This window comes from Streptomyces sp. 71268 (assembly GCF_029392895.1).
Classification (GTDB): domain Bacteria; phylum Actinomycetota; class Actinomycetes; order Streptomycetales; family Streptomycetaceae; genus Streptomyces.
In genome coordinates this window covers 267,589-291,808 of record NZ_CP114200.1, presented here as the reverse complement: position 1 = coordinate 291,808, position 24,220 = coordinate 267,589, and the positions used below count along the sequence as shown (strand labels likewise).

Genomic DNA, 24,220 nt, shown 5'->3' with positions numbered 1-24,220 from the left:
CCCCGTGGGGCGTTCCCGCCCGCATGAACCGCGTCAAATGCCCGAGCCGCCCGACTTGTCGGGCGGCTCGTTCGGTGTGCGCCCGCGCGCGCGGCGCGTAAACGGCGACAAGGCGCACGTGACGGGCCACCCCGCGCCCGGCGGGGTACGAACCCCCGTACGGATGCTTTCCGCCACCCCGGCGGAACGGACGGCAGACCAACAGACAGGGGACCCGATGACCGACTCCGCCACGACCTCCGCCACCACGGGCGGTACCGCCGGCGACGACACCACCCTGCGCGTACTCAGCACCTCGGACCTCGCGGGCCTGGAGATATCCCTCGCCGACGTCATAGCCACCGTCGAGGGCGCCTACCGCACCCTGCACGCCGGCGCGTCGGTCAACCCGCGCAAGCTCAGCGTCACGCCGGAGGACGGGCACTCGGTCTCCTACGCCATGCTCGGGCGCGACGGCTCGCGCGACGTCGTGGCCGTCAAGACCTCGTACAAACACGGCCTGGACAAGGGCCGCGCGGAGCAGCACTACTACACCACGCTCACCCTCTACGACGACGTGAGCGGCCTGCCGGTGGCGATGATGGACTGCGCCCGCATCGGCTCGCTGCGCACCCCGGCCGTCTCGGCGCTGCTGGCCCGCGAGTGCGTCGCGCCCGGCGCGCGCACCGCCCTGGTCATCGGCACCGGCACCCAGGGGCGGCTCGCGCTGCCGTTCCTGCTCACCGCGCTGCCCCAGCTCGACCGGCTGCTGCTGGCCGGCAGCCACCCGGCGGGCATCGCCGCCGTACGGCAGGAGCTGCGGGCGCACTTCCCGGGCCGAGAGGTCGAGTTGGTCACCGACCTGCGGGCCGCCGCCGGCGACGCCGACATCATCCTGGCCACCGCGGGCGGCCACACCCGGGCCGCCGTCGAGGCGGGCTGGCTGCGCCCCGGCGCCCTGACCATCCTCGTCGGCCACGGCCTCGCGCCCTCCACGCTGCACCGCGCCGACCGGATCGTCGCCACCAGCGAGGCCCAGATGCGCGTCACCGGCACCGACATGGCCGACGCGGCGGGCCACCTGCCCGCCGTCGACACCGAGTTACCGGCGGTCATCGCCGGTATCACGGCCGGCCGCCGCTCGCCGCAGGAGCGGATCTTCGCGTACAACAGCGGCCTGGTCGTCACCGACATCGCGCTGGGACACCGCTTCGCGCAGCTCGCGATAGCCGAGGGCCGTGGCGAGCGGGTGTCGCTGTGGCGGTGACCCCGATACGCCCGACGCCCGCCGCGTACGCGCCCGCCCTGCCCGTCCACGCCGACCCCGAGACCGACGCGCTGTGCGACAGCGGCCTGCCGCACGAGTTGGCGTACGCCTTCGGCGGCCCCTTCCACCTCCTGCTGCCGCACCGGTTCGACGCGAACGTCGCCGCGTTCCGCGCCGTGCTCGACGCGCTGGACGTGCGCGGCACGATCTACTACGCGAAGAAGGCCAACAAGGCCGCCGCCTGGATCGAACGCTGCGCGGCCGGCGGCGTCGGCGTCGACGTGGCCAGCGTCGGGGAGCTGAGCCAGGCGCTGGGTCACGGCGTACGCGGGCCCGACCTCGTGGTCACCGGGCCCGCCAAGGCTGACGAGCTGCTCCGCCTGGCGACCGCCCACCGGTGCCTGATCGCCGTGGACGCCCTGGACGAGCTCGACCGCCTGCTCGCCCACGCGCGGCGCGGCACCGCCCCCCGCCTCCTGCTGCGCGTCCTGCCCCCCGACGCGCCGGACAGCCGCTTCGGCATGACCGAGGCCGAGCTCGACACCGCGCTGGTCCGCTGCGCCCGGGCGGGCGACGGGGTGCGGATGGAGGGGTTCAGCTTCCACCTGTCGGGCTACGCGATCCGCCCGCGCGCGGTCCTGGCCGCCCGGCTGGTCGGGCTGTGCCGGCGCGCCCGGGGCCTGGGGCTGCCCGCCGACCGGATCAGCGTCGGCGGCGGCTTCGCCGTCGACTACCTGTCGCACGCCGACTGGCAGGACTTCCTCGCCACCCAGCGACCCGCGCACTACCACGCCGGCCGGACCTTCGCCGCGGCCGACTTCTACCCGTACCACTCACCGGTCGCCGGGGCACAAGCGCTGCGCGCGCTGCTGTCCACCGTGCCGCCGGGGCACCCGAGCACGGTGGCGAGCCTGCTGCGGGAGGCGGGCATCACCGTACTCCTGGAGCCCGGCCGGGCCCTGCTCGACCGGGCCGGCTGCACCGTCTTCCGGGTCCAGGGCGTCAAGGACCGAGGGCCGCGAGGCGCCGGCACCGGGGAACCAGGCGGCACCGAGCCCGCGCCGTCCGACGTCTCCGGGGCGTCCGCGAGCACCGGCGCGTACGGCATCCTCACCGTGGACGGCACCAGCCTCAGCCTGTCCGAGCAGTGGTTCAACAGCGAGTTCGCCCCCGACCCGACGCTGGTCACCCCCCGTGGGCGGGCCGTGCGGGGCCGGCCCTACCCGGCCTGCGTCGCGGGCGCGAGCTGTCTGGAGTCCGACGTGCTGACCTGGCGCAAGATCGTCTTCCCCGACCGGCCCGCCATCGGTGACCTGCTGGTCTACCGCAACACGGCCGGCTACCAGATGGACTCCAACGAGTCGCCGTTCCACGACCTGGCACTGCCCCCGAAGATCGTCATCGAGCCGGCCGACGGCCCGCCGCGCTGGCGCCTCGATCGCCGCCCGGCCGGTTGACCCACCCCGAACTCCAGGAGCCCCTCATGACCGAGGCACTCGTCCGCCCCGCCGTGGTCTCCCGCGTCTCCGACCTCATCGGGAACACGCCGCTGTTCGAGCTGTGCCGCACCGCGTCCGACAGCCGGCTGCTGCTCAAGCTGGAGATGTACAACCCCACCGGAACAGCCAAGATCCGCATGGCGCGGCAGATGGTGCTGGCCGCCGAGGAGAGCGGCCAACTGCGCCCCGGCGGCCGGATCGTCGAGTCCACCTCGGGCAACACTGGACTCGGCCTCGCCGTGCTGGCCGCGGAGCGCGGCTACACCTTCACCGCGGTGGTCGACCGCCACGCCTGCGCCGACAAGCTCCGCGGCATGCGGGCGCTGGGCGCCGAACTCGTCTACGTCATGGACGAGGAGAACGAGGAACTCGCCACCGCCGCCCGCGAGGAGTTGGCCGCGGAGCTCGCCCGTGGCCAGGACAACACGGTCTTCACCGAACAGCACAACAACCCGGCCAACGGGGTGGGCTACCACCGGCTCGCCCACGAACTGCGCGCCGCGCTCGGCGAGAGGATCGACGTGCTGATCGGCGCCGTCGGCACCGGCGGCGCGCTCTGCGGCACCGCCCGCGAACTGCGCGCGGCCGTGCCCGACTGCCGCACCGTCGGCGTGGAGCCCAAGGGCTCCATCGCCTTCGGCGGACCGGCCCACGCCTACTACCAGTCGGGCACCGGTACGCCCGAGGGCGCCGAGGTCGGCGCGCTCGTCGACTACGACCTGATCGACGAGGGGGTCAAGGTCGGCGACGTCGAGGCATTCGCCACCGCGCGCGTCGTCGCCCGGTCGACCGGACTGCTCATCGGCGGCTCGGCCGGCGGCGTGGTGCACGTGGCGCTGGGTCATCTGGCCAGCGCACCGCCCGGCACGACTATCGTCGCCCTGGTCAACGACGGCGGCGAGAAGTACCTGGACACCGTCTTCGACGACGACTGGATGCACGCCCGACACCTCATCGACCCCGCCGTGGAGCACGAGATCGACGCCACCCTCACCAAGCTCCGCGGGAACTGATACGCGATGTCGCTGACCACCGCGCTCCGGGACGGCCGGGCCCTGGCCACGCTCGCCGTCCCGCTGGCCCTCACCCAACTCGCCCAGGTCGCCCTGACCACCACCGACACCGTGATGATGGGGTTGCTCGGCACGACGGACCTGGCCGCTGGTGGCCTGGCCATCGTGATCTTCAACCAACTCCGCACCATGGGCGTCGGCCTGGTCACCTCCGTGGGCAACCAGGTCGCCGCCGCCGCGGCCCGTGCCGAAGCCGTCGGGGAGCCAGGAGGCGAGCGCGACCAGGCGGCCGGGCCGCCGCGCGCCGCGCGTACGGGACCCTCGCGCGAAGCGGCCGAGGTGCGGCGCATCGTCCAGGCCAGCCTGGTACTGGCCACGCTCGCCGGCGTGGCCGGGGCCCTGCTGATGGTCCTCATCGGGCAGGGCCTGACCTGGGTCGGGCAGGACGCGCGGGTCGTGGACCGGGCCCAGTCCATGCTGCTGGCCCTCGCGCCCGGCCTGCTGCCCTGCCTGTGGTTCCAGGCCATCCGCCAGTTCACGGTCGGGATGCGCAGGCCGCAGGCGCTGTTGCGGATCACCCTCGCCTCGGTGGCCGTCAACGCGGGCCTCAACTGGGTGCTCATCCACGGCACCTGGGGCCTGCCCGAACTCGGCCTGACCGGCGTGGGCGTGGCCACCTCCCTCGTCCACCTGCTGTCCTGCCTCGCCCTGCTCGCCGCCGCCAAGCGGGACCCCGTACTGGCCCCACTGATCACCTGGCGGACGCGCGGCGCCGACCGCGCGACGCTGCGCACCCTGACCGGACTCGGCGTGCCGATCGCGGCGACCTACGGCTCCGAGGCGGGCTTCTTCTCCGTCACCACCCTGATGGCCGGCAGCTTCGGCAGCGCGGCGCTCGCCGCCCACACCGCGATCAACCAACTCGTCTACATCGTCTTCCAGATCGCCGTCGGCCTCTCGCACGCCGCGTCCATCAACGTCAGCCGGGAGCTGGCACTCGGCCACACGCCCGCCGCCCGCCGGCTCAAGAACACCGCCCTGGGCTGCGCGGGCGCGGTGATGACCGTGGTCGCGCTCGTCTACCTCACCCTGCCCGACCTGGTGCTCAGCCCCTTCCTCGACGCCGGGTCGGCCGACGACGACGCGGCCCTGGACACCGCGCGCGACCTGCTGTTCGTGATCGCGGTGCTGCAGTTCTTCGACTGCGCCCAGAACATCGGGGTCGGCCTGCTGCGCGGCCTCGACGACACCAGGAGCGGCTTTCGGATCACCGTCGTCGGCTACTGGTTCGTGGGTCTGCCCGCGGCGGCACTGCTCGGGTACGTAGCCGGCGCGGAGACCCTCGGCATCTGGCTCGGCCTGCTCGTCGGCCTGGCGACGACGGCCGTCCTGCTGCTGGCCCGCTACCGCCGCGCCCTGGACACCCGCGAGCGACCGCTCCTTCCTGACAACCAGGCCGAAGTGACGTAGACCGCGACCGACTTCGGGGCCGCGCGTCGCCGGCCGTCCCCGCCTCGCGCGGCCGCCGCCCGGGTCGCCCGCCCGGGCGGCGGCCGTGCGTCGCGGACGGTCGGCGGTCCGCGGCGTGGCAGGCGAGTCGCGCCAAAGGTCCCCATACGGAGCGAGCCGCCCGCGGGGCTCCACCGAACCGGTTCACGGCGTTCACCTCTCCCGACCGTTCCCGTGCCACGCTGCCCTCGGCCGAACGACAGTTCGCCTGGGTGGACGCGGCGTACGGGATTGACGCGGCGGCCGCCCCGGCACCGGGGAGAGGACACCGACCATGCGCTACCGCCGAGTCACCCGCTGGCAGACGCTGCCCCTGCTGACCGGTGTGGCCCTCGCGGCCCTCGTCGCACAGAGCCCGGCCCTCGCTGCGGACTCTACGCGCGGTGACCGCCAGTCCACGCAGGTCACGACGGCGTACGGGGCGTACGACGACACGTACTACGAGGACGCCATAGGCAAGACCGGCGAATCCCTCAAGGCGGCGCTGCACCAGATCATCAGCAGCGACACCCAGAAGCTCTCCTACAGCCAGGTCTGGGACGCGCTCAAGGCCACCGACGAGGACCCGGCCAACCCCTCCAACGTCATCCTGCTCTACACCGGTCGCTCGCAGAGCAAGGACTCCAACGGCGGCGGTGCCGACCAGTGGAACCGCGAGCACGTGTGGGCCAAGTCGCACGGCGACTTCGGTACCGCCACCGGCCCTGGCACCGACATCCACCACCTGCGCCCGACCGACGTGTCGGTCAACAGCACCCGTGGCAACAAGGACTTCGACCTCGGCGGCAGCGAGGTCGACGAGGCGCCGGGCAACTTCACCGACGGGGACTCCTTCGAGCCGCGCGACGAGGTCAAGGGCGACGTGGCCCGCATGATCTTCTACATGGCCGTGCGCTACGAGGGTGACGACGGCTTCGCCGACCTGGAGGTCAACGACCAGGTGGGCAACGGCTCCAACCCGTTCCTGGGCCGGCTCTCCGTGCTCAGGAAGTGGAGCGCCGAGGACGCCCCGAGCGACTTCGAGAAGCGGCGCAACCAGGTCATATTCGACGAGTACCAGCACAACCGGAACCCGTTCATCGACCACCCCGAGTGGGTGAACGAGATCTGGAAGTGACCGGGTAGCACCGGCGCAGGCACCCTTCGCGGGCGGGCGCCCCGGCCACCGGTCGGGGCGCCTCGCGCGTGGTGGCGCGGGTCAGCCGAGTTCGAGGCTGGTGACCGCGTACGTAGCGGCCATCGCGGTCTGTGGCGCCGGCCCGGTGTACATCCGGGCGGTCGTCGAGTCCGGCCGCAGGCCACGGGCGGCAACCAGCGCGCCGGCCTCCGACCGCGGGTCCGGCACGTCCACGTGGACCGTCTCGCCCGGGGCGAGGTGGGAGGTGAGCGCGTCGAACAACGCCTCGGCGCCCCGCCGGCCGTCGGCGAACAGCGGCCCGACGCGCCACCCGTCGCGGGCGGGCCGGATCACCCCGTAACCGGCGACGTGCCCGCCGTCCAGCCAGACGTACGCGGCGTGCCCTTCGGCGGTCAACCAGCGCTCCACGAAGGCGCCGCGCTCGGTGGGGAAGCACTTGCGGTCGTAGCCGGTGATCGCCGCGAGGTGTTCGCGGCCGACCGGCACGACCCCGGCGCCGGGCACCTCCGCGCGCTCGGGCACGCCCGCGTAGCGGGTCGTTCGGTACACGGCGGTGAACCCCGAGCGCTGGTAGGTGGCCTCCTGCGCGGGCACCGCGTCCAGGCCGACCAGCCGGTTCCCGGCGTGCGGCATCGCGGCGCGCCAGGTGGCCAGGCCGAGCCCGCGGCCCCGGTGGTCGGGGTGGACCAGGTAGAAGCCGAGGAAGGCGTAGGCGTCGGAGTAGTTGACGACCGAGACCGCCGACACGAGCTCTCCGGCCAGGCGCCCGATGAAGAAGCCGGCCGGGTCGGTGGCGTGGAAGCAGTCCGCGTCCCGATGCCCCGGGTTCCACCCCTCGGCCGCCGCCCACTCGGCCACCTGGTACCAGTCCGCCAACGAGGCGCTGGCCACGCTCAGTCGGGCGACGTCGGGCGAGGCCGGCGCGGCCGCGCCCACCTGGCCAGGGCCCTGGGCGTCTTCGGGGGATGCTGTGTTGAGCGGGTCCATCGTGCTGGGTGTCCCTTCCCGTGGAGAGTCGGCCGTGCTGGGCGGTCGGTGGTCAGGCGGGTCAGATCAGGTCCATGGCGGCGACCTCGTCGGGGCGGCCGTAGCTGACCGGGCCCTGGAAGCGGCGGCGGGCACTGGCGAACCACCACACCGTAGCGATCAGTAGCACCACGGCGAGGGCGATGGGGGCGTAGTTGAAGGAAGTCGCCGTGATGGGGGAGGCGTGCGGCAGCATGAAGAGCACGCTGCTGATCACGATCCAGGTCACCGCGACCCGCCCGACGACCTTGCCCCACCGGCCCAGGTGCCAGGGCCCGGGCTGGAAGTCGTCGAGCCGCAGCCGCAGGAAGATCGGCACCGCGTAGGAGAGAAAGAGCCCGACCACGTTGACGCTGACGACCGCCGTGAAGGCGGTGTGCGACCACCAGCCGGGGATGACGAGGACCAGTGAGCAGGCGGCGGCCAGCCACACGGCCTTGACGGGGGTGCGGGTGCGCGGCGATACCGAGTGCCACCACCGGGAGCCGGGCATCGCGCCGTCCCGGGAGAACGCGAAGATCTGACGGGTGTTACTGGTCATGTTGGCCAGGCCACAGAAGAGCATCGCCCCGATCACGATGAGCAACAACACCTTGGCCGTGCCGGTGCCCAACGCGTCCACGAGAATCTGCACCGGCGGCGCCGCGGCCCCCGCCTCCTTGTCGTAGTCACGGATCGCGTACACCAGCGCGAGCATGAGGATCAGGCCGGTCACCGCGGAGTAGCCGATGGCCCGCATGATGCCCCGCGGCGCATTGACGGTCGCCTGCACCGTCTCCTCGGACATGTGGAAACTGCCGTCGAATCCGGTGAAGGTCCAACTGGTCACCAGCAGGCCGAGCATTCCGCCGTACAGCGCGTTGGTGAATCCCGTGTCGTTGACGAAATGCGTGACGAACGAGGCCGACTGGTGGTGCGAGGGCTCCACCGCGAGGACGACGACGATCACGACCATCCCGATCAGCAGCCACCACACCGAGATCCGGTTCATGACGGCCACGAGGTGCACCGTGTACGTGTTGGCCAGCGCCTGCACCAACAGGATGACGGCGGTGATCAACACCGTGCGCTGCTCCGTCACCTCGTACGAGGGCCACTGCATCGCCAGGAACGCCTGGATGAAGGTGGCCGCCGCGTACCCGGTCGCCGCGGTCCCGCCCACCTGGCCGACGAAGTTCAACCAGCCCGTGTACCAGGACCAGGCCCCGCGGTGGCGCTTGGCGAGCTTCCCCGCGGAGAAGTAGAGCGCGCCGCTCGTCGGATAGGCGGAGGCGATCTCGGCCATCGAGGCACCCACGAAGAGCACCATGACGGAAACCGCGATCCAGCCGAACACGAGAACGCGCGGACCACCGGCGGCCATGCCGAAACCGAATGACGAGAAGATGCCCGAGATGATGTTGATGATGGTGAACGATATAGCGAAGTTGTCGAAGGCCCGAAAGCGGCGAGTCAGTTTGCGCGGATATCCCATCGCGTGCAACGTCGCATCGTCGTCAAAGGGTTGTGAAGGTGCCGGGCGGTGCGTTTTCGTACGAGCGGGAAACGCGGGTTCTGACACAACAGCGACCTTTCTGGGGGAGAGGAGAAATACCTCGCCGCAAGGTGGGTGGTGCGCCGCGCGGCGAATGCGCCAGGGTCGCTCAGGGCGCGCCGGGCACCGGCAGGCCACAGTGCCGCCGGGCCCGGGTGAGGTGTGCTTCCGGATCGCCGAACAGGCTCCACGGCAGGCGCGAGGCGTAGGGCCCCATCGCCGTGAAGACGGCCCGGGCCTCGAACGCGCGCCCGGCCATGAAGAGCGCGTGGGCCAGGTAGGCCAGATCGAGGACGGGCGTGAAGCGGTAGGTCGCCGCGTGCGGGAACCAGTACTGGTAGACGCTGAGGGCGGTGGTCCGCCACTGCGGTTCCTCCCAGATCCGGTCTGCCAGCGGGGAGGCCGGGTCGTGCCCCTCCGCCAGGGTGACCAGCGGCAACAGGCGCAGCGCCGACGAGGCGGGCGCGCGTTGCCCGAGGAAGGCCGCCACGTCCCAGGCAGCGTTGGCCGAGCCGCCGTTGCGGGTGAAGAAGAAGGCCAGGAACCGGTGGTGGGCCTCGCGGTGCCAGGGGTCGAGCCGCAGGATGCGGGCGAACAGGTACCAGGGGCCCGGGGGAGCGGTGAGCAGGCCACGGGGTGCCGGGTCGCGCGCCCGGTGCAGGTGGGCGAGGCCCAGGAGGGCGGTCCAGGGCGTGGGGTCGTGCGGGGCCATCTCGGCGGCCCGCTCGCACGCGGCGGTGGCGATGTGGTCCAGTGCGATGGCCCTGCGATCGTTGCCGACGGCGGCCCGCGCGGCGCGTAAGACCGCCACCCGGGCCCACAGTAACGCCGCCTCGGGCCCGGGCTCCTCGGCCAGCCAGCGCTCCGTCAGGTCGGAGTCGGCCGCCTCGGAGGCCAGGACGAGCGAGCGGTGGGCGCGCAGCCCGAAGTCGTCACGGGCGTCCCTGAGCACCTCGCGCGCGCTCCAGTAGCGCCCCGCCCGAACATCCACACAGGCGCTGGCGAGTTCGCGGTCGTCGGCCGCCGGATGCCACACGTACTGCCCCTCGAACGCGCCCGCGGACATGCTCCCCTGCCGTTCCTCATCGACGACGCCACCCACCCGCTCCCCGCCGCTCGCGCCGAATTCGGACCCGAAATCGCACCGGTTCGGTGGGCGACAGAGGCCACACCTTACTCAGCATCACAACGGACGGAAACGGGTCACCGGAATGGGCTGGTTTCCCGCCAGTCACGGGCCGGTGAGGGGCAGTTGGTATGGGCCGATCCGGCTTAGCCGTCATAAGCTGACGCGAATTATGTGTTTGGCATATGCGACACGGTGTGGCTTTGTTGAAGGCCACACGTCTTACGCGCTCTTGACCGCCACGGCCCCGTCATTCGCCCGGGACCCCCACACATACCCGGTTCCCGACGGTCGCGAGCCCCGGGAGACGCGGCCGGAAACCGCGACCGGCCCCCGCCGTGCGAGGTCGGGCCGGGAACGGGCGGCGCGCGCCGCCACCTCCGGGGCCGGGCGCGACACCCGGGAACAGGCCGCGCGGCGCCGCGTCCGGGCGGGGCGGTGGCGGTGCCACCGGCAGCGGAACGGCCCGCCGACGCACGGGGCGCCGACGGGCCGTGGCCACGGGTTGCGTCAGCTTCCGGTCAAGTCCTGGAAACGGTCGAAGGTCTCGGTCGCCTCGCTGTCCCAGTCCACCGTGACCGTGTCGCCGTTGAGCGTGACATCGCCGCCGAGGCTCTTGTCCTGCTTGCCGCCGCGCTCACACAGCAGCGCGAGTCGCCAGGTCTTCCCCGGCGTGCGCTCCTCGCGCAACCCCTTGCACGACAGGTCACCCTTGACCAGCGCGGCACCGCCCCGGTTCGCACCGCTCTGGGTGCTCTTGGCCATGGCGAGCATCCGGCCGTCCCTGGACGAGCGCCAGACGCCCTCGATCCCCGTGCCCGCCGGGCTGAGGTCAGGGACGTCCGACGCGCTCGGGCTCGGGTAGGCGTCGTCGCTTGGCCGCGCGTCGGTCGGGGTGTCGGACGCCTCCGTGCTGGGCGTCGCGGTCGCCGTGGCGCCCGTACTGTGCTGCGCGACCGGCTTCTTCCCGTCGCCGTCGTCATCACGGGTGGCGAGGTAGACGCCACCGGATATCACCAGCAGCGCGGCGACCACCCCGCCGACGACCAGCGCCGTCCCGCGCCGGCCGCGCCCACCACCCGGCGGCGCCGGATAACCGCCGTACGGCTGCTGCGGTTGCCCGTACGGAGTGGGCTGCTGCGCGCCGTAGGGGCCCGCCTGTTGGTAGGGGCCGGGGACCTGCTGGGGCTGCCCGTACGGGCCCGGCTGCTGTGGCGCTCCGTAGGGCCCCGGCTGCTGCTGCCCGTACGGTGAGGCTGGGCCGCCCTGTGGTGGCTGGCCGTAGCCGGGCGGCTGGCCGTAGGCGGGGGCGCCCGGCGGTTGGCCGTGGGCGGGGTCCGGCTGCGGCGGTCGCGCGGTGGGTTGTTGAGGGGTTTGCCGGGGGTCCGGTGGCGGGGGAGGGGGCGCGCCGAAGCCGCCGTGCGGTGGCTCGTTGGGAGGCTGGGTCATCGGCGGGCTCCTCTGTGTGTGGACCGGCCAAGACTACCGCCGCCGGCCCGACCGCCCACGGGTTAGCCCCCGTCCGCACACGCGACGCGGGCGCCGGGACCCGGTCCCGCCGCCCGCGACCTCCGCGGTGGCTGTGTCACCCGCCGCGCGCCCGCTGAGGCCCCCTCACTCCTCGTCGCGGTTGAGCCACAGCAGCCCCACACACGTCGCCACCGCCAGCACCGCGCCCGTCAGCAGCAGCGTGGTCATCCCGAACGCGCCGGACAGCAGCGCGATCACGTACGGCGTGAACATCCCGACGTAGGCCGTGGTCCAGAAATACGCCGTGAGCCGCGCCAGCCGGTCGGGCGGGGCCAGGGCCGCGACCTCCGTCAGGGCGTAGGTGAGCGCGAGCCCGTACCCGGCGCCGAGCAGCGCGCCCGAGACCAGCGCGAGCGCGGGTTGCTCCAGGGCGGCGGCCGGCGCCGCCAGCGCCAGGCCCACCGTCGTGACCAGCATCCCGATGGCGGCGGTGGCCAGCCGACTGCGGGCGGCCAACCGCCGGGCCAGCGGCTGCACGACGAGCCCGGCGCCCGGTACGACGGCCGTCATGATGCCCGCGTACACCGTCTGCCAGCCCGACAGCCCGTCGTCCACCAGGCCGGGCAGCGTGGCGAAGCCGATGGCGGGTGCCGCGAACACCCAGGGCGCCAGCGGCACCACGGCGCGCAGGAACCGGCGCCCGTACGCGGACGGCGCGGGGGCGTTTGGCCCGCTGGCGGAGGTCGGGGCGGTCGCGGAGGGGCGCACGCGCTCGGTGGCCGTGGGGCGCGGCTGCCGTGACTCGGGGACGGGCAGCGCGGCGAGGCCGGCCGCGCTGGCCAGCACCAGGTGCGGCAGGTAGGCGGTCACCAGCGGGTGTGGCGCCCACTGCGCGATCACGGAGGCGACCAGGCCGCCGGAGGCGAAGCCCGCCGAGACGAACAGGCCCGCGCGTTTGGCCGCAGCGGCCGGCGCCGCGTCGGCGACGAACGGCGGGGACGACAACTCCTTGACCCACGCGCTGCCCGCCGCGAGGAGCGCCCCGGCACCCACACCGGTGAGGAACCGGCCCGGCAACAACAGCCAGTGCGCGGTGCTGCCGACCATGAGGAAGACGGACGAGGCCAGGTTCACCCCCAGCGCGACCAGCGCCACCGGACGGCGTCCGTGGCGGTCGGCGAGCGGCCCGCCGACGAGCAGCCCCGGCACCAGGCCGACGACGTACACGGCGAACAGGCCCGTCACGGTGGACTCGGACAGTCCCAGGTTGGAGCGGTAGGCGCCGAGCAGCGCGGAGAACTGGTTGGCGCTCCAGCCCGAGGCCATCATGACCCAGGCCGTACGCAGCCCATAGCGCGGCGCCCGGCCCGGCCGCGCGGGACGCGGCGACCGCCATCGGCCGCGCGTCTTGTCGTGATGTGTGGTGGCGCTCATGCGCTCAGTTGTACGGGTGCGCGTGCGTTCGCGCCGCCCGCCTTCACGAATGGTGAAGGCGGGTCGTCGCACGGACCGGGACCTCTCTATGGTTGCCGGTATGGACCTTCGCCTGCTGTCGTCGTTCCTGGCGGTTGTCGAGGAGGGACATTTCGGGCGGGCCGCGGCTCGGCTCTTTCTCTCCCCACCCGCCGTCACCCAGCACGTGCGGCGCCTGGAGAGCGAGGTGGGCACCCGGCTGCTGCACCGCAACCCGGTCTCCCTGACCCCGGCCGGCGCCCGGCTGGTCGGCCACGCCCGCGGGCTGCTCGCCGCGGCGAACGCCGCCATGGACGACATGGCCGAACTGGTCCAGGACAAGAAGGAGGCCGACGTCGTCCGCCCGCTCCGGGTGGGGATCATGGGGCACGGCTCGGCGGAGCTGACGCCGGCCGCGATCAACGCCTACCGGCGCGCCCGGCCCGAAGTCCCCGTCGAACTGCGGCAACTCGACTTCACCGAGCACGTCACGGCGCTGGTCGAGGACAGCGTGGACGTGGCGTTCGTACGCCCCATGCCGGACGACGAGCGGGTCACGGCCGACGTCCTGACCACCGAGCAGCGGATCGTGGTCGTCCCCGAGGCGTCACCGCTGGCGGACGCCCGCACCAGCGGCGTGCGCGTGGCGGACATCGCGGACCTGCCCTTCTTCCGGCTGCCGTCGCACACCCCGCGCCCCTTCGCCGACTACCTCTACTTCAACGACGAGGCGCAGCGCCGCAGCAGGGACTTCGCGCTCACCCCACAGGAGGTGCTGACCGGCGTCATCACCGGGCGCGCGGCCGGCTCGGGGCTCAAGTCGTTCGCGCGGTACTACGGATGGCCGGGCGCGGTGTACGTGCCGGTACTCGACGCGCCGTGGGAGAACAGTTGCCTCGCTGTCCGGTCCAACGACACCAACCCGGAGGTACGCGTCTTCCGTGCCCTCACCATCGCCCTGGCCCAGGAGCTGGGGCCCCTGGTCAACCGGTGAGCGCCCCGAGGACGCGGACGCTAGCGGTAGCCCAGTTCGCCGCAGCCGGCGGTGCGCTGCGGCGGAACCGGTCCCCGCGGCACGTAGGCGCGGGGGGCCGTGTGTACCAGCGGGCGTGCGGCGCGCTGCCGGGCGCGGGCCTGCGCGACGGCCAGGCGCAGCACGCGCACGTCGGCCAGCCGCCCACTGCCGTCCGGCAGCGAGAGCCACAGGGCACGGTGCCCGGCCGGCGGATGGCGCGGGTGGGGCATCACCAGCCAGTCGTCGTGGCTGAGCACCGTGACGGCCGGGTCGCCCCAGCGGTCGGCGCTGCCGAGGGCGACGGGGATGTAGACGAGCTGGCAGTCCAGATCGCACAGCAGCGGTACGCCCTCCAGGTCGGCGCGCTGCTCCGCGGTCAGCTCGTCGGCGGCCGCCGCGGCCAGCGTGCAGGGCACGGCGACGGCGTCCCAGCCGCAGCCGGCGGGCACCAGCGCGGTGTTCCGCGGCGGGCGCTGCCATTCGGCCGCGAGCCGTTCGGGGCGTGGATGCGAAGCGCTGATCCACCGTTCGGCTGCGTCGGCCCGTTCGGGGGTCAGCGCTGGTCGGCGCGGGTGGCCGCCCTGCGAGAACCAATGCGCCAGCCGCTCTCGGGCGGGATAGCGGGCCATGTGTCCTCCGGGAGCCTTCCCGTAGGCGGGTGGTCACTGCCGCTGGGGGAAGGCGCGTGAGTGGGTGAGCCCGTCCGGAACGGCGGGCGCGGGGCCTGGCGGGTGCGTGCGTCTCCATCTCGTGTGCTCCAGACCACCACCCACTATGGTGAGGGAAAAAGTCAGAATGCAAGTCCAGTTTGCAAATTGCAGTTCAGCGAGGAGGGACGGATTGGCCGCCGGCGATCCCCCAGAGGTGCTTCGACAGATCCTGGGAGCCCAGCTCAAGGAGCTCCGCGAGAGCGCGGGCAGGTCGTACCTGGAAGCGGCCAAGGCGGTGGGAGTCAGCGAGGCGACGATCCGGCGCATGGAGGCCGGCCAGGCCACGCGCTATCTGCGCGCGTCCCTGATGGCGCTCCTCGACTGCTACGGCGTGACCGCGCGCGAGAAGGCCGAGGCCGTCCAGCGCCTCGCGGACGAGGCCAGCCAGCCGAGCTGGTGGCACCCCTACCGGGACGTGGCCCCCGAGTGGCTGCGCACTCGCATCGGGCTCGACGAGGCCGCCCAGCTCATACGCGGCTACGCTCCGCAACACGTGCCCGACCTGCTCCAGACCGAGGAGTACGCCCGGGCCCTGCTGCACGCCGACGACCCGCTCACCGCGCCCGACCCGGAGCGCACCGAGCGCCGCGTGGAGCTGCGCATGCGACGGCAGGCGCTGCTGCGCCGCGCGGAACCCCCACGGCTGTGGATCGTGCTCGACGAGACCGTGCTGCGCTGGCCGGTCGGCGGCCCCAAGGTCATGGGCGACCAGGTCGCGCGCCTCCTCGAACTCTCCGCGCTACCCCACGTGACCCTGCAGCTCATGCCGTACGAACTCGGCCCGCACGTCGCCGCCGGGGCCGGGGCCTTCACCGTCTTCCGGGTCCGGGCGCGCGAGCTGCCCGACATCGTCTCCAGCGAGAACGGGCTCACCGCGCCGAGCATCGACACCAAGCGCGAGCACGTCGCGCGCTACCAGGCGGCCTTGGACCACCTGTGTGCCCAGGCCCTCCAGGCGAGTGCCTCGCGCGACCGGCTGGGGGAGCTTCACGCACACTGGAGCGACGCCCCCCACGGCCCTGGAGGATGACGGTGACGCACGAGCCGCCGCGGACCACCGAGCAGGACGCCCCGCCCGCTGCCGCCCCACCCGGCCACCAGGCCACGCCGGTCGCCGCGGCGGAGTCGGCGCTCGCCACCGAACAGGCGCCGCTGCCACCCCCCAAGGCCCCCGCCCCCCAGGGCCCCGGCGCCACCTACGGGCGGGCCCACGCGGCGCGGATGTACGACTACTTCCTCGGCGGCAAGGACAACTACCCGGCCGACTGGGAAGCGGCCGAGCGCGTCCTGGAGGTCCTGCCGACGGCCCGTACGATCGCCCGCACCAACCGGGCCTTCCTGCACCGGGCCGTCGAACACCTCACCCGGACGGCCGGCGTCACCCAGTTCCTCGACATCGGCACCGGCATCCCCACCGAGCCCAACCTGCACCAGGTCGCCCAGGGGGCGGTGCCCGAGGCACGGGTCGTCTACGTGGACAACGACCCCATCGTGCTGGCCCACGCGCACGCCCTGCTGCGCAGCACCCCGCAGGGACGCACCAGCTACCTCCACGGCGACCTGCGCGACCCCGCGGCCATCATGGCCTCCCAGGAGGTGCGCGAGACGCTCGACCTGACCCGGCCGGTGGCGCTGACGCTGATCTCCGTGCTGCACTTCCTGCCGCCGGGGCACGACCCGTACGCGATCGTGCGCGAGCTGCTGCGGCCCCTGCCCGCCGGTTCGTACCTGGCGCTGTCCTACGCGACCACGGACTTCGATCCCGCGCGGATGGCCCGCGCGGCCGAGGTCTACCGCCAGTCGGGCGTCGCCCTGCGGCAGGGCACCAAAGCCGATGCCGAGCGCTTCTTCGACGGGCTCGAACTGGTCGACCCCGGCGTGGCGCCGATCCACCGCTGGCGCCCCGACCCGGGCGCCGGCGCCCGGGTCCCGGACGCCGACGTGTCGATGTACGGCGCGGTGGCCCGCAAGCCCTGACGGCGCGGGGGCCGCTCGCGGGGCCTCCCCGCCGGCGAGGTGGGCCGTCAGCGGTCTTCGGCGGCGCTCAGATACACCCAGTGCCCGTCCTCGCGTACGAAGTGGCTCAGCTCGTGCTGGCTGTGGTCGTGGCCGCGCACCGTGAAGTGTGCCCGGAACTCGACGGTGCCGTCGGTGTGGAAGGCGGTGCCCCCCGTGGTGTGCAGGACCTCCAGGCCGGTCCACCGTTGGGCCGGCTCGAAGCTGATGTCGTCGGGACGGGTGCTGGAGTGCCAGCTCCGCAACAGGTACGCGGCGTCGCGCACGACGAACGCGCTGTAGCGCGAGCGCATCAGCCGCTCCGCGGTGGCGGCCGTGGTGCGCCCGGTGTGCAGGCTGCCGCAGCACGCGTCGTAGGAGGCGGCCAGCCCGCAGGGGCACGGGGACGCGGGTCCCACCCGGGGCTCGGTGTTCGGTCCGGTCGCCGGTCGCCGGCGCGCGCTCTTCTTGGCCATCCCCCCATTGTCGCCGCCCCGTCGCCCCGCCCGCCTCCGGCCCGGCGCGGGTGACTCGAAGCGCGAGCCCGCGCCTGGCGCCGCGCGGGGGTCGGGCCGGTCCCTTCGCGTAGCCTCGCACGGCCCGGCTTGCCCGAGCGCGTTGGCGCGGCCCGGTCGGCGCGGCGCCCGAGCGTTGTGCGCCTGGCCAGCGGCGTGGGCGGGTTCGGGAAGTGGGCGGCGCGAGGGGGTCGGTACGGGCCCGGGGCACGTCGTTTATGCGTCAACATGAGGCGACCCGTGCGTCACCTAACGAACGATCAGTCGCCGTCGTGGGGCTGGCCCCGGAGGTCGGGAGCGGACCGGGGCGTACCGGTTGGCGTGCGGAAATCTCCGCGAAGTCGGTGTGGTGGGCACGGTCTTCGCGTCGGCCGTGAAGCGGGCGCAAAGATTCAGCCGCCGGAGGACCCATCCGGATTGCCATGTGCACGACTCTTGTGGATGGTCTAGGCCAATGCGACCCTGCCTCTGAGTGACCTCCGGGAAGCCGCGACGTGCTGCGTCCCAGCGCGCCGCGCCCCCGGGGGCTGTGCGATGTCCCCTGCCTTAGATCGTTTTTCACTTGTGTTCCCCCCAAGTTGGAGAATGGAGCCCCCGATGTCCGCTCGACGCAAGGCCGCCTCCCTGGGCGCGGTCGGTGCCGCCTCCGCGCTGCTCGTGACCTTCACGCCCGGTCAGGCCAGTGCCCACGGCACGATGTTCGGCCCGGTCAGCCGCGTCGCCACCTGCTACGCCGAGGGCCCGGAAAACCCGAAGACGCAGGTGTGCAAGGACCTCGTCGCGACGAGCGGCACCCAGCCGCTCTACGACTGGAACGAGGTGAACATCGCCAACGCCAACGGCCAGCACCAGAAGCTGATCCCGGATGGCAAGTTGTGCTCGGCCAACCGTGAGAAGTACAAGGCGCTCGACTGGGCCCGTACCGACTGGCCCGCGACCCAGGTCTCCTCCGGGGCGATCAACTTCCGCTACCGCGTCACCGCCGCCCACCCCGGCACCATGACCGTGTACATCACCAAGCCGGGCTACGACCCCACCAAGCCCCTCAAGTGGTCTGACCTGGAGACCGCTCCGGTCGCCAAGGCCGGCACCGCCCGGACCGCGCCCAGTGGCTGGTACGAGTTCTCCGGCACCCTGCCCGAGCGCAGCGGCCGGCACATGCTCTACAAGGTCTGGCAGCGCAACGACAGCGCCGAGGCCTTCTACAGCTGCTCCGACGTCGTCTTCGGCAAGGCCGCGCAGGTCGCGGCCCAGGCGCCGACCCAGAAGGAGATCGACGCGGGTGCCGACAAGTCGACCGTGACCCACCACGGCCACGGCGGCGACCTGCCCGGCGAGCAGGCCGCGTCCAACAAGCTCGCCGCCCAGGACGGCAAGGTCGCCCTGAACGCCGAGAACACCGCCGCCGCGGCCGGCGACGACAGCGCGGTCCCGCAGACCATCGCGGGCGCGGCGGCCGTGGGCATCACGGCGGCCTGCTTCCTCATGTTCCGCCGCCGCAAGACGGCGGCCTGATCCCACCGGCCCGTCGGGCCCGGGGCCGGCGCGTCACCTCCTGCGCGCCGGCCCCGCCCGGGCGCGTCCAGCGCCCACCAGCCGCTGGCCGGACCGACGGCCGGCCAGCGGCGCGCGGCGTGAGCGATTGCCGCGGGCTCCGCCAGGGGGCGGGCGCCCGGCGCCGCGACCCGGCCCGCCCTGAGTGGCGGCCTCCCACGGGGCCGCCCCCGGGCCTCGCCGACGCGTCGGCCCTCGCCCCCTCCCGCGCGACGCGCGCTTGCCGGCCCATCGCCGGGCACGGCGCGCTCGCGCCCGACCGCCCCCGGGTCGGCGCCAGCCGCGATCACGCGCCGGACGCGGGGGCGGTCAGCTTCGCGGCCGGCTCAGGCGCTCTCGCCCGCCGGCCGCTCGTGCGCGTGCTTGAGCGCCATGCGCCCGGCCGGTACCCGCGGGCCGCTGAGCGTGGCCCAGAACGGATGCTGGCTCACCGTCGTGGCCAGCGCGAGCTCGCGCTCGCGCAACTCGGCCACCTCGGCACGCTCCTGCTCGGGCCAGCCCGGGGAGTCCGGCCGTTCGCGGGGGCGCCACAGGTCCTGGTCCTTGAAACCGGGCGCCGGCTCCACGGACCAGGGCAACCGCTCGTAGAGCGCCCGCAGCCGGGCACGGACCTGATGCAGCTCCTCCTGGGCTGCCAGAAGATCGTGAGGAAACTCAAACGTTTCGGCCATGTCGAGAATGATACGACTGTTCGAATGTGATCGACGCGAGCCGCGCCGAGCAGGGGAGACAATCCCGCCAGAGGGATGCCGTGAATCAGCGGGCCGGGCCTTTCCAGCCACTCGTGAAGGCGCGGCTCTGGGCGCCCGGGCCACGGCCCTCGCGGGTGGCACGCGCACGCGTGGGGCCCGGCCGCCCGCCGGGATGCGGGTGCTGGCGCGACATCGCAGGCTGGAGGCATGAACGAGACGAATGGGCGCGGGGCGCCGCGCGTGGTCGTGGACGCGCCGCTGGACGGGCGGCGCCGGGTGACGATCGACGGGCGCGACGTGGGGGTGGCGGTCGAGCCCGACGAGGTGGTGCGGATGATGCGCCGCGCCGGCCTGCCCGAGGACCGCGTCGCGCTGGACGACCCCGCGGTCGTCGAGTGGCACGGCGGGGGCCCCGACGCGTGGCTGGACGCGCCCCCGCGCTGAGGCCGGCGCCGCCCGCCGGCCCGTGCCCGCCGGGCACGGTGTGCGGTAGTGGTCGGTTCACGTGATCGCTTGGTTGTCGCTGGCGCGGCTGGGGGCCGGTCGTCGGCGCCTGCCGGTTCGGCTTCGTGGGGACGGGCTGGTCGCGGGGCCCGCTCGTCGGTGTGCGCGAGTGGCGAAGAGGCGGCACCGTGGAGGCATGACCGAACGTGATAGCCCGCACATCTCGGCCCCCCGTTTCGTCGTGCTGCCCGTGCAGCCGGGCAGCCCACCGTTCCGGTTGGTGGAGGTCGGCGGGGAGGTGGCCGGAACGGCCAGGTCGGTGGTGGACGTGATCGAGATCGCCCAGCAACTTGGCGTACGCCATCTCGACCTGGAGGACCCGGACGTCATCCGGTGGGTCGGCGGCGACCAGTTCACCTGGACCCTTCAGCACCTTATCTGACCCGCGACGACGGGCCCGCCGTCGCCGCGCGGGGCGGGTGTGGCTACCCCGTCCGCGCGGTCAGCTCCGACGCCACGCGGAGCGTGGCCCGCGCCGTCGCCGCGAGCCACTCCTCGTCGGCGCGGGACTTGGGCGCCGTGGCCACCAGGGCGGCGATGGCCCGGCCGGCGCGGTCGCGAATGGCCGCGCCCACCGCGCTCACGTCGTCCTCGCTCTCGGCGTGGTTGACCGCGTACCCGCACCCGCGCACCGCGTCGAGGTGGTCGCGCAGCGCCGTGCGGGTGGCGGGGGCGCGTTCGGTGGGGGCGTCGAGCTGCTCGCACGGGTAGAGCGCGACCAACTGCTCCTCGCTCAGCTCGGCCAGCATCACCTTGCCCGCCGCCGTGGCGTGCGCCGGCAGGCTCCAGCCGATCCGACTGCTGACCCGCACGGTCTGTTCGCTCTCGACGCTGTCGATGTACAGCATCTGCGTGCCGCGCCGCGTCGCCAGGTGCACCGTCTCGTCCGTCTCGTCCCGCAGTCGCACGAGCGAGCTGCGCGCCATCGTGCGGATGTCCATGTTCCGCACCACGGACAGGCCGATGTCCACGAGCGCGGGCCCCGGGCGGTACGCGCGCGAGTGCGTGTCCTGCTCGACGAACTCGTGGTAACCGAGCGTCGAGAGCAGGCGGTGCACGGTGGACCGGGAGAGCCCCATGTCGCGGCTGATCTGGTTGACGCGGATCACCTGGTGCTCCTCGAACAGGCGCAGCAGGCGCAGCACGTTGTCGACGGCCCCGATCAACCCCGCCGGACGGCTCGCCGCCGACTCCGACCCCCGCTCGCCGGCCGGCTCCAGGGTCTCCGCCTCCTCCGCGCTCATGGACTGCACCGTAGCGCAGGGGACCCCTGGTTCCGTAGGGCTGTGGACGGCCGAAGGCGCTCTTGCGACAGCCGTCAACATGTAGCAGTATCCGGGTCGGTGTTCCTCATCGTGACACGTAACGCGCCGATCTGTCCGAGCAGTTGAGTCCTCGTCGCCTCGCGGACCCCGGTCGACAGCCACCGGGCCGACCGGGTCAAAGGCGACGAGCCGGCGCGGGCCGGCGCCGGTCGCGACGCGGACCGCCAGGAGCGGTGGTGTGCCCGGCGTCCGACACGGGGCGGACGGTGGCGGCGCCACCCACGTGCCGGGTGCGCGCCCACGCGGGGGATGGACGCGCGCCCGGCCGCACGCCGGCTCGTCCTCCGCGCGAACCCCCGGCAACGGCGCCGGACGGCGTCCCGGGACGGCCAACGGGAGGTGGGAGTGGGCGTACGTGTGCCCTTTCTGATCATCGGCGGCGGCATCGGCGGCATGACCGCCGGCCTCTGCCTGGCCCGGGCGGGCTTCGACGTCCACATCGTGGAACAGGCCCCGGCGTTCGGCGAGTTGGGCGCCGGCATCCAACTCGCCCCGAACGCGCTGCGCGTGCTCACCGCGCTGGACCTCGGCCCCGACCTCGCCGCCGTGGCCGTCTACCCCCGCAACCTGGTCTTCCTCCACGCCGACTCCGGCCGCCGGCTGACCACCGTCGACCTCGGTGACGCCTTCCGGGCGCGCTACGGCCAGCCGTACACCGTGCTGCACCGGGGCGACCTCCTCGACATCCTGCTCGCCGCCTGCCGCGCCCACGGGCGCGTCACCCTGGAGTCGGGGCGGGAGGTCGTCGAGGTGCGCGACGCCGAGGGCGAGTCGGCGACCGTCCGGTTCGCCGACGGTGAGACGTACGCGTGCGAGGCGGTGATCGGCGCCGACGGCCTGTGGTCGCGCACCCGCGCGCTGGTGGCCGACGACGCGCCGCTGTGCTCGGGGTACGTCGCCTATCGCGGCACCGTCCCGGCCGACGACCTGCCCGACAGCGTGCGGCCCGACGACGAACTCGTCTGGATCGGACCAGGCAAGCACCTGGTGCAGTACCCCATACGACGCGGCGAGTTGCACAACCAGGTGGCCGTCTTCCGCAGCCGCCGCTACCGGCCCGAGATCGCGGCCAGCGACGACTGGGGCACCGCCGACGAACTGTGGGAGCACTTCGCCGACGGTGCCGAGCAGGTCCGCGCGGCGGTCGCCCTGCTCGGCACCCACCGCCGCTGGCCGATGTACGACCGCGCCCCGATCGACAACTGGACCACGGGCCGCGTCACCCTGCTCGGCGACGCGGCCCACCCCATGCTCCAGTACCTCGCCCAGGGCGCCTGCCAGGCCATCGAGGACGCCGAGTGCCTGGCCCGCCACCTGGTGGCGCACGACGGGAAGGCCCCCGCCGCGTTCGCCGCCTACCAGGCCGAGCGCATCCCCAGAACCGCGACCGTACAACGGCTGGCCCGCGCCTGGGGCGAGGTGTGGCACGACGACGGCCCGGTCATCCCGGCCTTGCGCGACCGCCTCTTCGCTCGCCGCGCCCCCGACGACTACACCGACCTGGACTGGCTCTACCAACCCACCGCCCGCTGAGCGCCCGCCCACGCCACCGGACCAGGCGATCCAGCGGGCGACCCCGCCGTGTTCCCCGCCGGCACCGACGGCGCGCCACCAGCGCCGGCCGCCGAGCACCGCCCCCGCCCACCCAGCGCAGGAGGCCCTATGACACCCGAGGAGCAACGCCTCTACCAGGACTTCGAACAGGCCGACCTGGTCCCGCTGTGGAGGGTCCGTGAGGGGCTGATGCCGCCGACACCCACCCCGCGCGCCGTCCCCCACCTGTGGCGCTGGGCGCGGCTGCACCCCCTGGCGGCACGCGCCGGCGACCTGGTCCCGGTCGGCCGAGGCGGTGAACGCCGCGCCATCGCCCTGGCCAACCCCGGCCTGGCCGGGCAGCCCTTCGCCACGCCGACCCTGTGGGCGGCCGTCCAGTACCTGGGGCCGCGCGAGGTGGCACCGCCGCACCGACACAGCCAGAGCGCGTTCCGCTTCGTCCTGGAGGGTGAGGGCGTGTGGACCGTCGTGGACGGTGACCCGGTCGCCATGCGCAGGGGCGACCTGCTGCTGACGCCCGGCATGTGCTTCCACGCCCATCACAACCCCCGCTCCACCCCCATGACCTGGCTGGACGGGCTCGACATCCCCTTCGTGCACCACCTGGACGCCGGGTTCTTCGAGTACGGGCCGGACGGCCTGGACGACTGCTCCACACCCGAGCGGTCCCGGGCCGAGCGGCTGTGGGCACACCCCGGACTGCGCCCCCTGGGCGTCCCGGCACCCGCGCACTCGCCGCTGACCGCCTACCGCTGGGCGCACACCGACGCCGCGCTCGCCGCCCAACTCGACCTGGCCGCCGGCGTGGAACCAGGGCACGCCGCGGTCCGCTTCACCAATCCCGCCACCGGCGGCGACGCCCTGGCCACCATCCGACTGGAGGCGCACCGGTTCGCCGCCGGAGCGCGCGGCGCGCCCACCCGCGAGGCGGGCTCCAGCGTCTGGCAGGTCTTCGCGGGCTCCGGCACCCTCACCCTGAACGGTCGACCCCACTCCGTCGCGCGCGGCGACCTGGTGGCCGTGCCCTCCTGGACCGAGCTGGCGATCGAGGTGGCCGACCCCCGCGAGTCGGGGGAGGCGGGAGGGAGCCTGGACCTCTTCCGCTTCAGCGACGCGCCCATCCTCGAACGCCTCGGCCTCGCCCGCGCCGCACCGCCCCCGCCAAGCACCGGCGTACGCCGGTGAGTCGAACTCCCTTCGGAGCACGGCACTTTCGCCACCTCGCGGTACATCGCGTCGCCTCGCGTGCATCGCTGGGCAACACGGCACATCGCGGGGCGTCGCCCGTCGCGTCGCGCGGGGCGCCGCGCGTTGACCGTCCCGACACGCTCATCCCTGAGCTA

The 24,220-nt window shown here is 73.5% G+C and carries 22 protein-coding genes; 13 read left to right on the top strand and 9 right to left on the bottom strand.

Translation table 11 applies throughout. From position 1 onward, the window contains the following. The first annotated feature begins 217 nt into the window (after positions 1-217). The 5 genes from OYE22_RS00930 (at position 218) to OYE22_RS00910 (ending at position 6,384) form a co-directional block, all read left to right on the top strand. On the top strand, positions 218-1,246 hold the full coding sequence (locus OYE22_RS00930; RefSeq protein WP_277318583.1) for an ornithine cyclodeaminase family protein: 1,029 nt from the start codon (positions 218-220) through the stop codon (positions 1,244-1,246). After that, complete coding sequence (locus OYE22_RS00925; protein WP_277318582.1) at positions 1,243-2,703, top strand: alanine racemase; 1,461 nt, start codon at positions 1,243-1,245, stop codon at positions 2,701-2,703. The genes OYE22_RS00930 and OYE22_RS00925 overlap by 4 nt, the downstream gene beginning before the upstream one ends. Positions 2,704-2,729: 26 nt before the next feature. Then, positions 2,730-3,758: a cysteine synthase family protein gene (locus OYE22_RS00920; protein WP_277318581.1), complete on the top strand. Its 1,029-nt coding sequence runs from the start codon at positions 2,730-2,732 to the stop codon at positions 3,756-3,758. 6 nt (positions 3,759-3,764) lie between these two features. Next, positions 3,765-5,228 carry an MATE family efflux transporter gene (locus OYE22_RS00915; RefSeq protein WP_277318580.1) on the top strand — a complete coding sequence of 488 codons (1,464 nt, stop codon included), beginning with the start codon at positions 3,765-3,767 and terminating at the stop codon, positions 5,226-5,228. Between the two features lie 313 nt (positions 5,229-5,541). Then, the gene (locus tag OYE22_RS00910; RefSeq protein ID WP_277318579.1) at positions 5,542-6,384 is read left to right on the top strand and encodes an endonuclease; all 843 of its coding nucleotides are present in this window, start codon (positions 5,542-5,544) and stop codon (positions 6,382-6,384) included. An 81-nt stretch (positions 6,385-6,465) separates the two neighbouring features. Here the strand turns inward: OYE22_RS00910 and OYE22_RS00905 are convergent, their stop codons facing one another. The 5 genes from OYE22_RS00905 to OYE22_RS00885 form a co-directional block, all read right to left on the bottom strand. Beyond that, on the bottom strand, positions 6,466-7,392 hold the full coding sequence (locus OYE22_RS00905; RefSeq protein ID WP_277318578.1) for a GNAT family N-acetyltransferase: 927 nt from the start codon (positions 7,390-7,392) through the stop codon (positions 6,466-6,468). A gap of 61 nt (positions 7,393-7,453) precedes the next feature. Next, a complete protein-coding gene (locus tag OYE22_RS00900; RefSeq protein ID WP_277318577.1) occupies positions 7,454-8,905 on the bottom strand; it encodes an amino acid permease in 1,452 nt (483 codons plus the stop codon). 169 nt (positions 8,906-9,074) lie between these two features. Continuing rightward, positions 9,075-10,031, bottom strand: coding sequence for a hypothetical protein (locus OYE22_RS00895; RefSeq protein ID WP_277318576.1), 957 nt, complete (start codon positions 10,029-10,031; stop codon positions 9,075-9,077). A 570-nt stretch (positions 10,032-10,601) separates the two neighbouring features. Then, complete coding sequence (locus OYE22_RS33370; RefSeq protein WP_348652172.1) at positions 10,602-11,540, bottom strand: hypothetical protein; 939 nt, start codon at positions 11,538-11,540, stop codon at positions 10,602-10,604. A gap of 165 nt (positions 11,541-11,705) precedes the next feature. Then, entirely contained in the window at positions 11,706-12,995 is a 1,290-nt protein-coding gene (locus OYE22_RS00885; RefSeq protein ID WP_277318575.1) for an MFS transporter, read from the bottom strand. 100 nt (positions 12,996-13,095) lie between these two features. Between OYE22_RS00885 and OYE22_RS00880 the strand changes: the two genes are divergently transcribed. Beyond that, positions 13,096-14,007 (top strand): LysR family transcriptional regulator, encoded by a 912-nt coding sequence (locus tag OYE22_RS00880; protein WP_277318574.1) that lies wholly within the window; start codon positions 13,096-13,098, stop codon positions 14,005-14,007. A 20-nt stretch (positions 14,008-14,027) separates the two neighbouring features. On the opposite strand, the gene OYE22_RS00875 is transcribed toward OYE22_RS00880, so the two are convergent. Then, the gene (locus OYE22_RS00875) at positions 14,028-14,657 is read right to left on the bottom strand and encodes a hypothetical protein (protein ID WP_176165632.1); all 630 of its coding nucleotides are present in this window, start codon (positions 14,655-14,657) and stop codon (positions 14,028-14,030) included. A 235-nt stretch (positions 14,658-14,892) separates the two neighbouring features. Between OYE22_RS00875 and OYE22_RS00870 the strand changes: the two genes are divergently transcribed. Together OYE22_RS00870 and OYE22_RS00865 are read left to right on the top strand one after the other, a co-directional pair. Beyond that, the gene (locus tag OYE22_RS00870; RefSeq protein ID WP_277318573.1) at positions 14,893-15,768 is read left to right on the top strand and encodes a helix-turn-helix transcriptional regulator; all 876 of its coding nucleotides are present in this window, start codon (positions 14,893-14,895) and stop codon (positions 15,766-15,768) included. 2 nt (positions 15,769-15,770) lie between these two features. Beyond that, complete coding sequence (locus OYE22_RS00865; protein WP_277318572.1) at positions 15,771-16,715, top strand: SAM-dependent methyltransferase; 945 nt, start codon at positions 15,771-15,773, stop codon at positions 16,713-16,715. A 47-nt stretch (positions 16,716-16,762) separates the two neighbouring features. On the opposite strand, the gene OYE22_RS00860 is transcribed toward OYE22_RS00865, so the two are convergent. Then, the gene (locus tag OYE22_RS00860) at positions 16,763-17,209 is read right to left on the bottom strand and encodes a YchJ family metal-binding protein (RefSeq protein WP_277318571.1); all 447 of its coding nucleotides are present in this window, start codon (positions 17,207-17,209) and stop codon (positions 16,763-16,765) included. Between the two features lie 636 nt (positions 17,210-17,845). On the opposite strand from OYE22_RS00860, the gene OYE22_RS00855 reads away from it, so the two are divergent. Continuing rightward, positions 17,846-18,763 carry a lytic polysaccharide monooxygenase gene (locus tag OYE22_RS00855; RefSeq protein ID WP_277318570.1) on the top strand — a complete coding sequence of 306 codons (918 nt, stop codon included), beginning with the start codon at positions 17,846-17,848 and terminating at the stop codon, positions 18,761-18,763. Positions 18,764-19,128: 365 nt separating this feature from the next. Here OYE22_RS00855 and OYE22_RS00850 read toward each other — a convergent pair whose 3' ends face one another. Further along, positions 19,129-19,473, bottom strand: coding sequence for a hypothetical protein (locus OYE22_RS00850; protein WP_277318569.1), 345 nt, complete (start codon positions 19,471-19,473; stop codon positions 19,129-19,131). A gap of 228 nt (positions 19,474-19,701) precedes the next feature. On the opposite strand from OYE22_RS00850, the gene OYE22_RS00845 reads away from it, so the two are divergent. Both OYE22_RS00845 and OYE22_RS00840 read left to right on the top strand, forming a co-directional pair. Next, entirely contained in the window at positions 19,702-19,938 is a 237-nt protein-coding gene (locus OYE22_RS00845) for a hypothetical protein (protein WP_277318568.1), read from the top strand. Positions 19,939-20,134: 196 nt separating this feature from the next. Further along, positions 20,135-20,380 carry a hypothetical protein gene (locus tag OYE22_RS00840; protein WP_277318567.1) on the top strand — a complete coding sequence of 82 codons (246 nt, stop codon included), beginning with the start codon at positions 20,135-20,137 and terminating at the stop codon, positions 20,378-20,380. A gap of 43 nt (positions 20,381-20,423) precedes the next feature. Here the strand turns inward: OYE22_RS00840 and OYE22_RS00835 are convergent, their stop codons facing one another. Next, the gene (locus tag OYE22_RS00835) at positions 20,424-21,242 is read right to left on the bottom strand and encodes an IclR family transcriptional regulator (protein WP_277318566.1); all 819 of its coding nucleotides are present in this window, start codon (positions 21,240-21,242) and stop codon (positions 20,424-20,426) included. A gap of 438 nt (positions 21,243-21,680) precedes the next feature. Between OYE22_RS00835 and OYE22_RS00830 the strand changes: the two genes are divergently transcribed. Together OYE22_RS00830 and OYE22_RS00825 are read left to right on the top strand one after the other, a co-directional pair. Then, positions 21,681-22,856: an FAD-dependent monooxygenase gene (locus OYE22_RS00830; protein WP_277318565.1), complete on the top strand. Its 1,176-nt coding sequence runs from the start codon at positions 21,681-21,683 to the stop codon at positions 22,854-22,856. 129 nt (positions 22,857-22,985) lie between these two features. Further along, positions 22,986-24,062, top strand: a complete 1,077-nt coding sequence (locus tag OYE22_RS00825; RefSeq protein WP_277318564.1) for a cupin domain-containing protein — start codon at positions 22,986-22,988, stop codon at positions 24,060-24,062. The last annotated feature ends 158 nt before the right edge of the window (positions 24,063-24,220 follow it).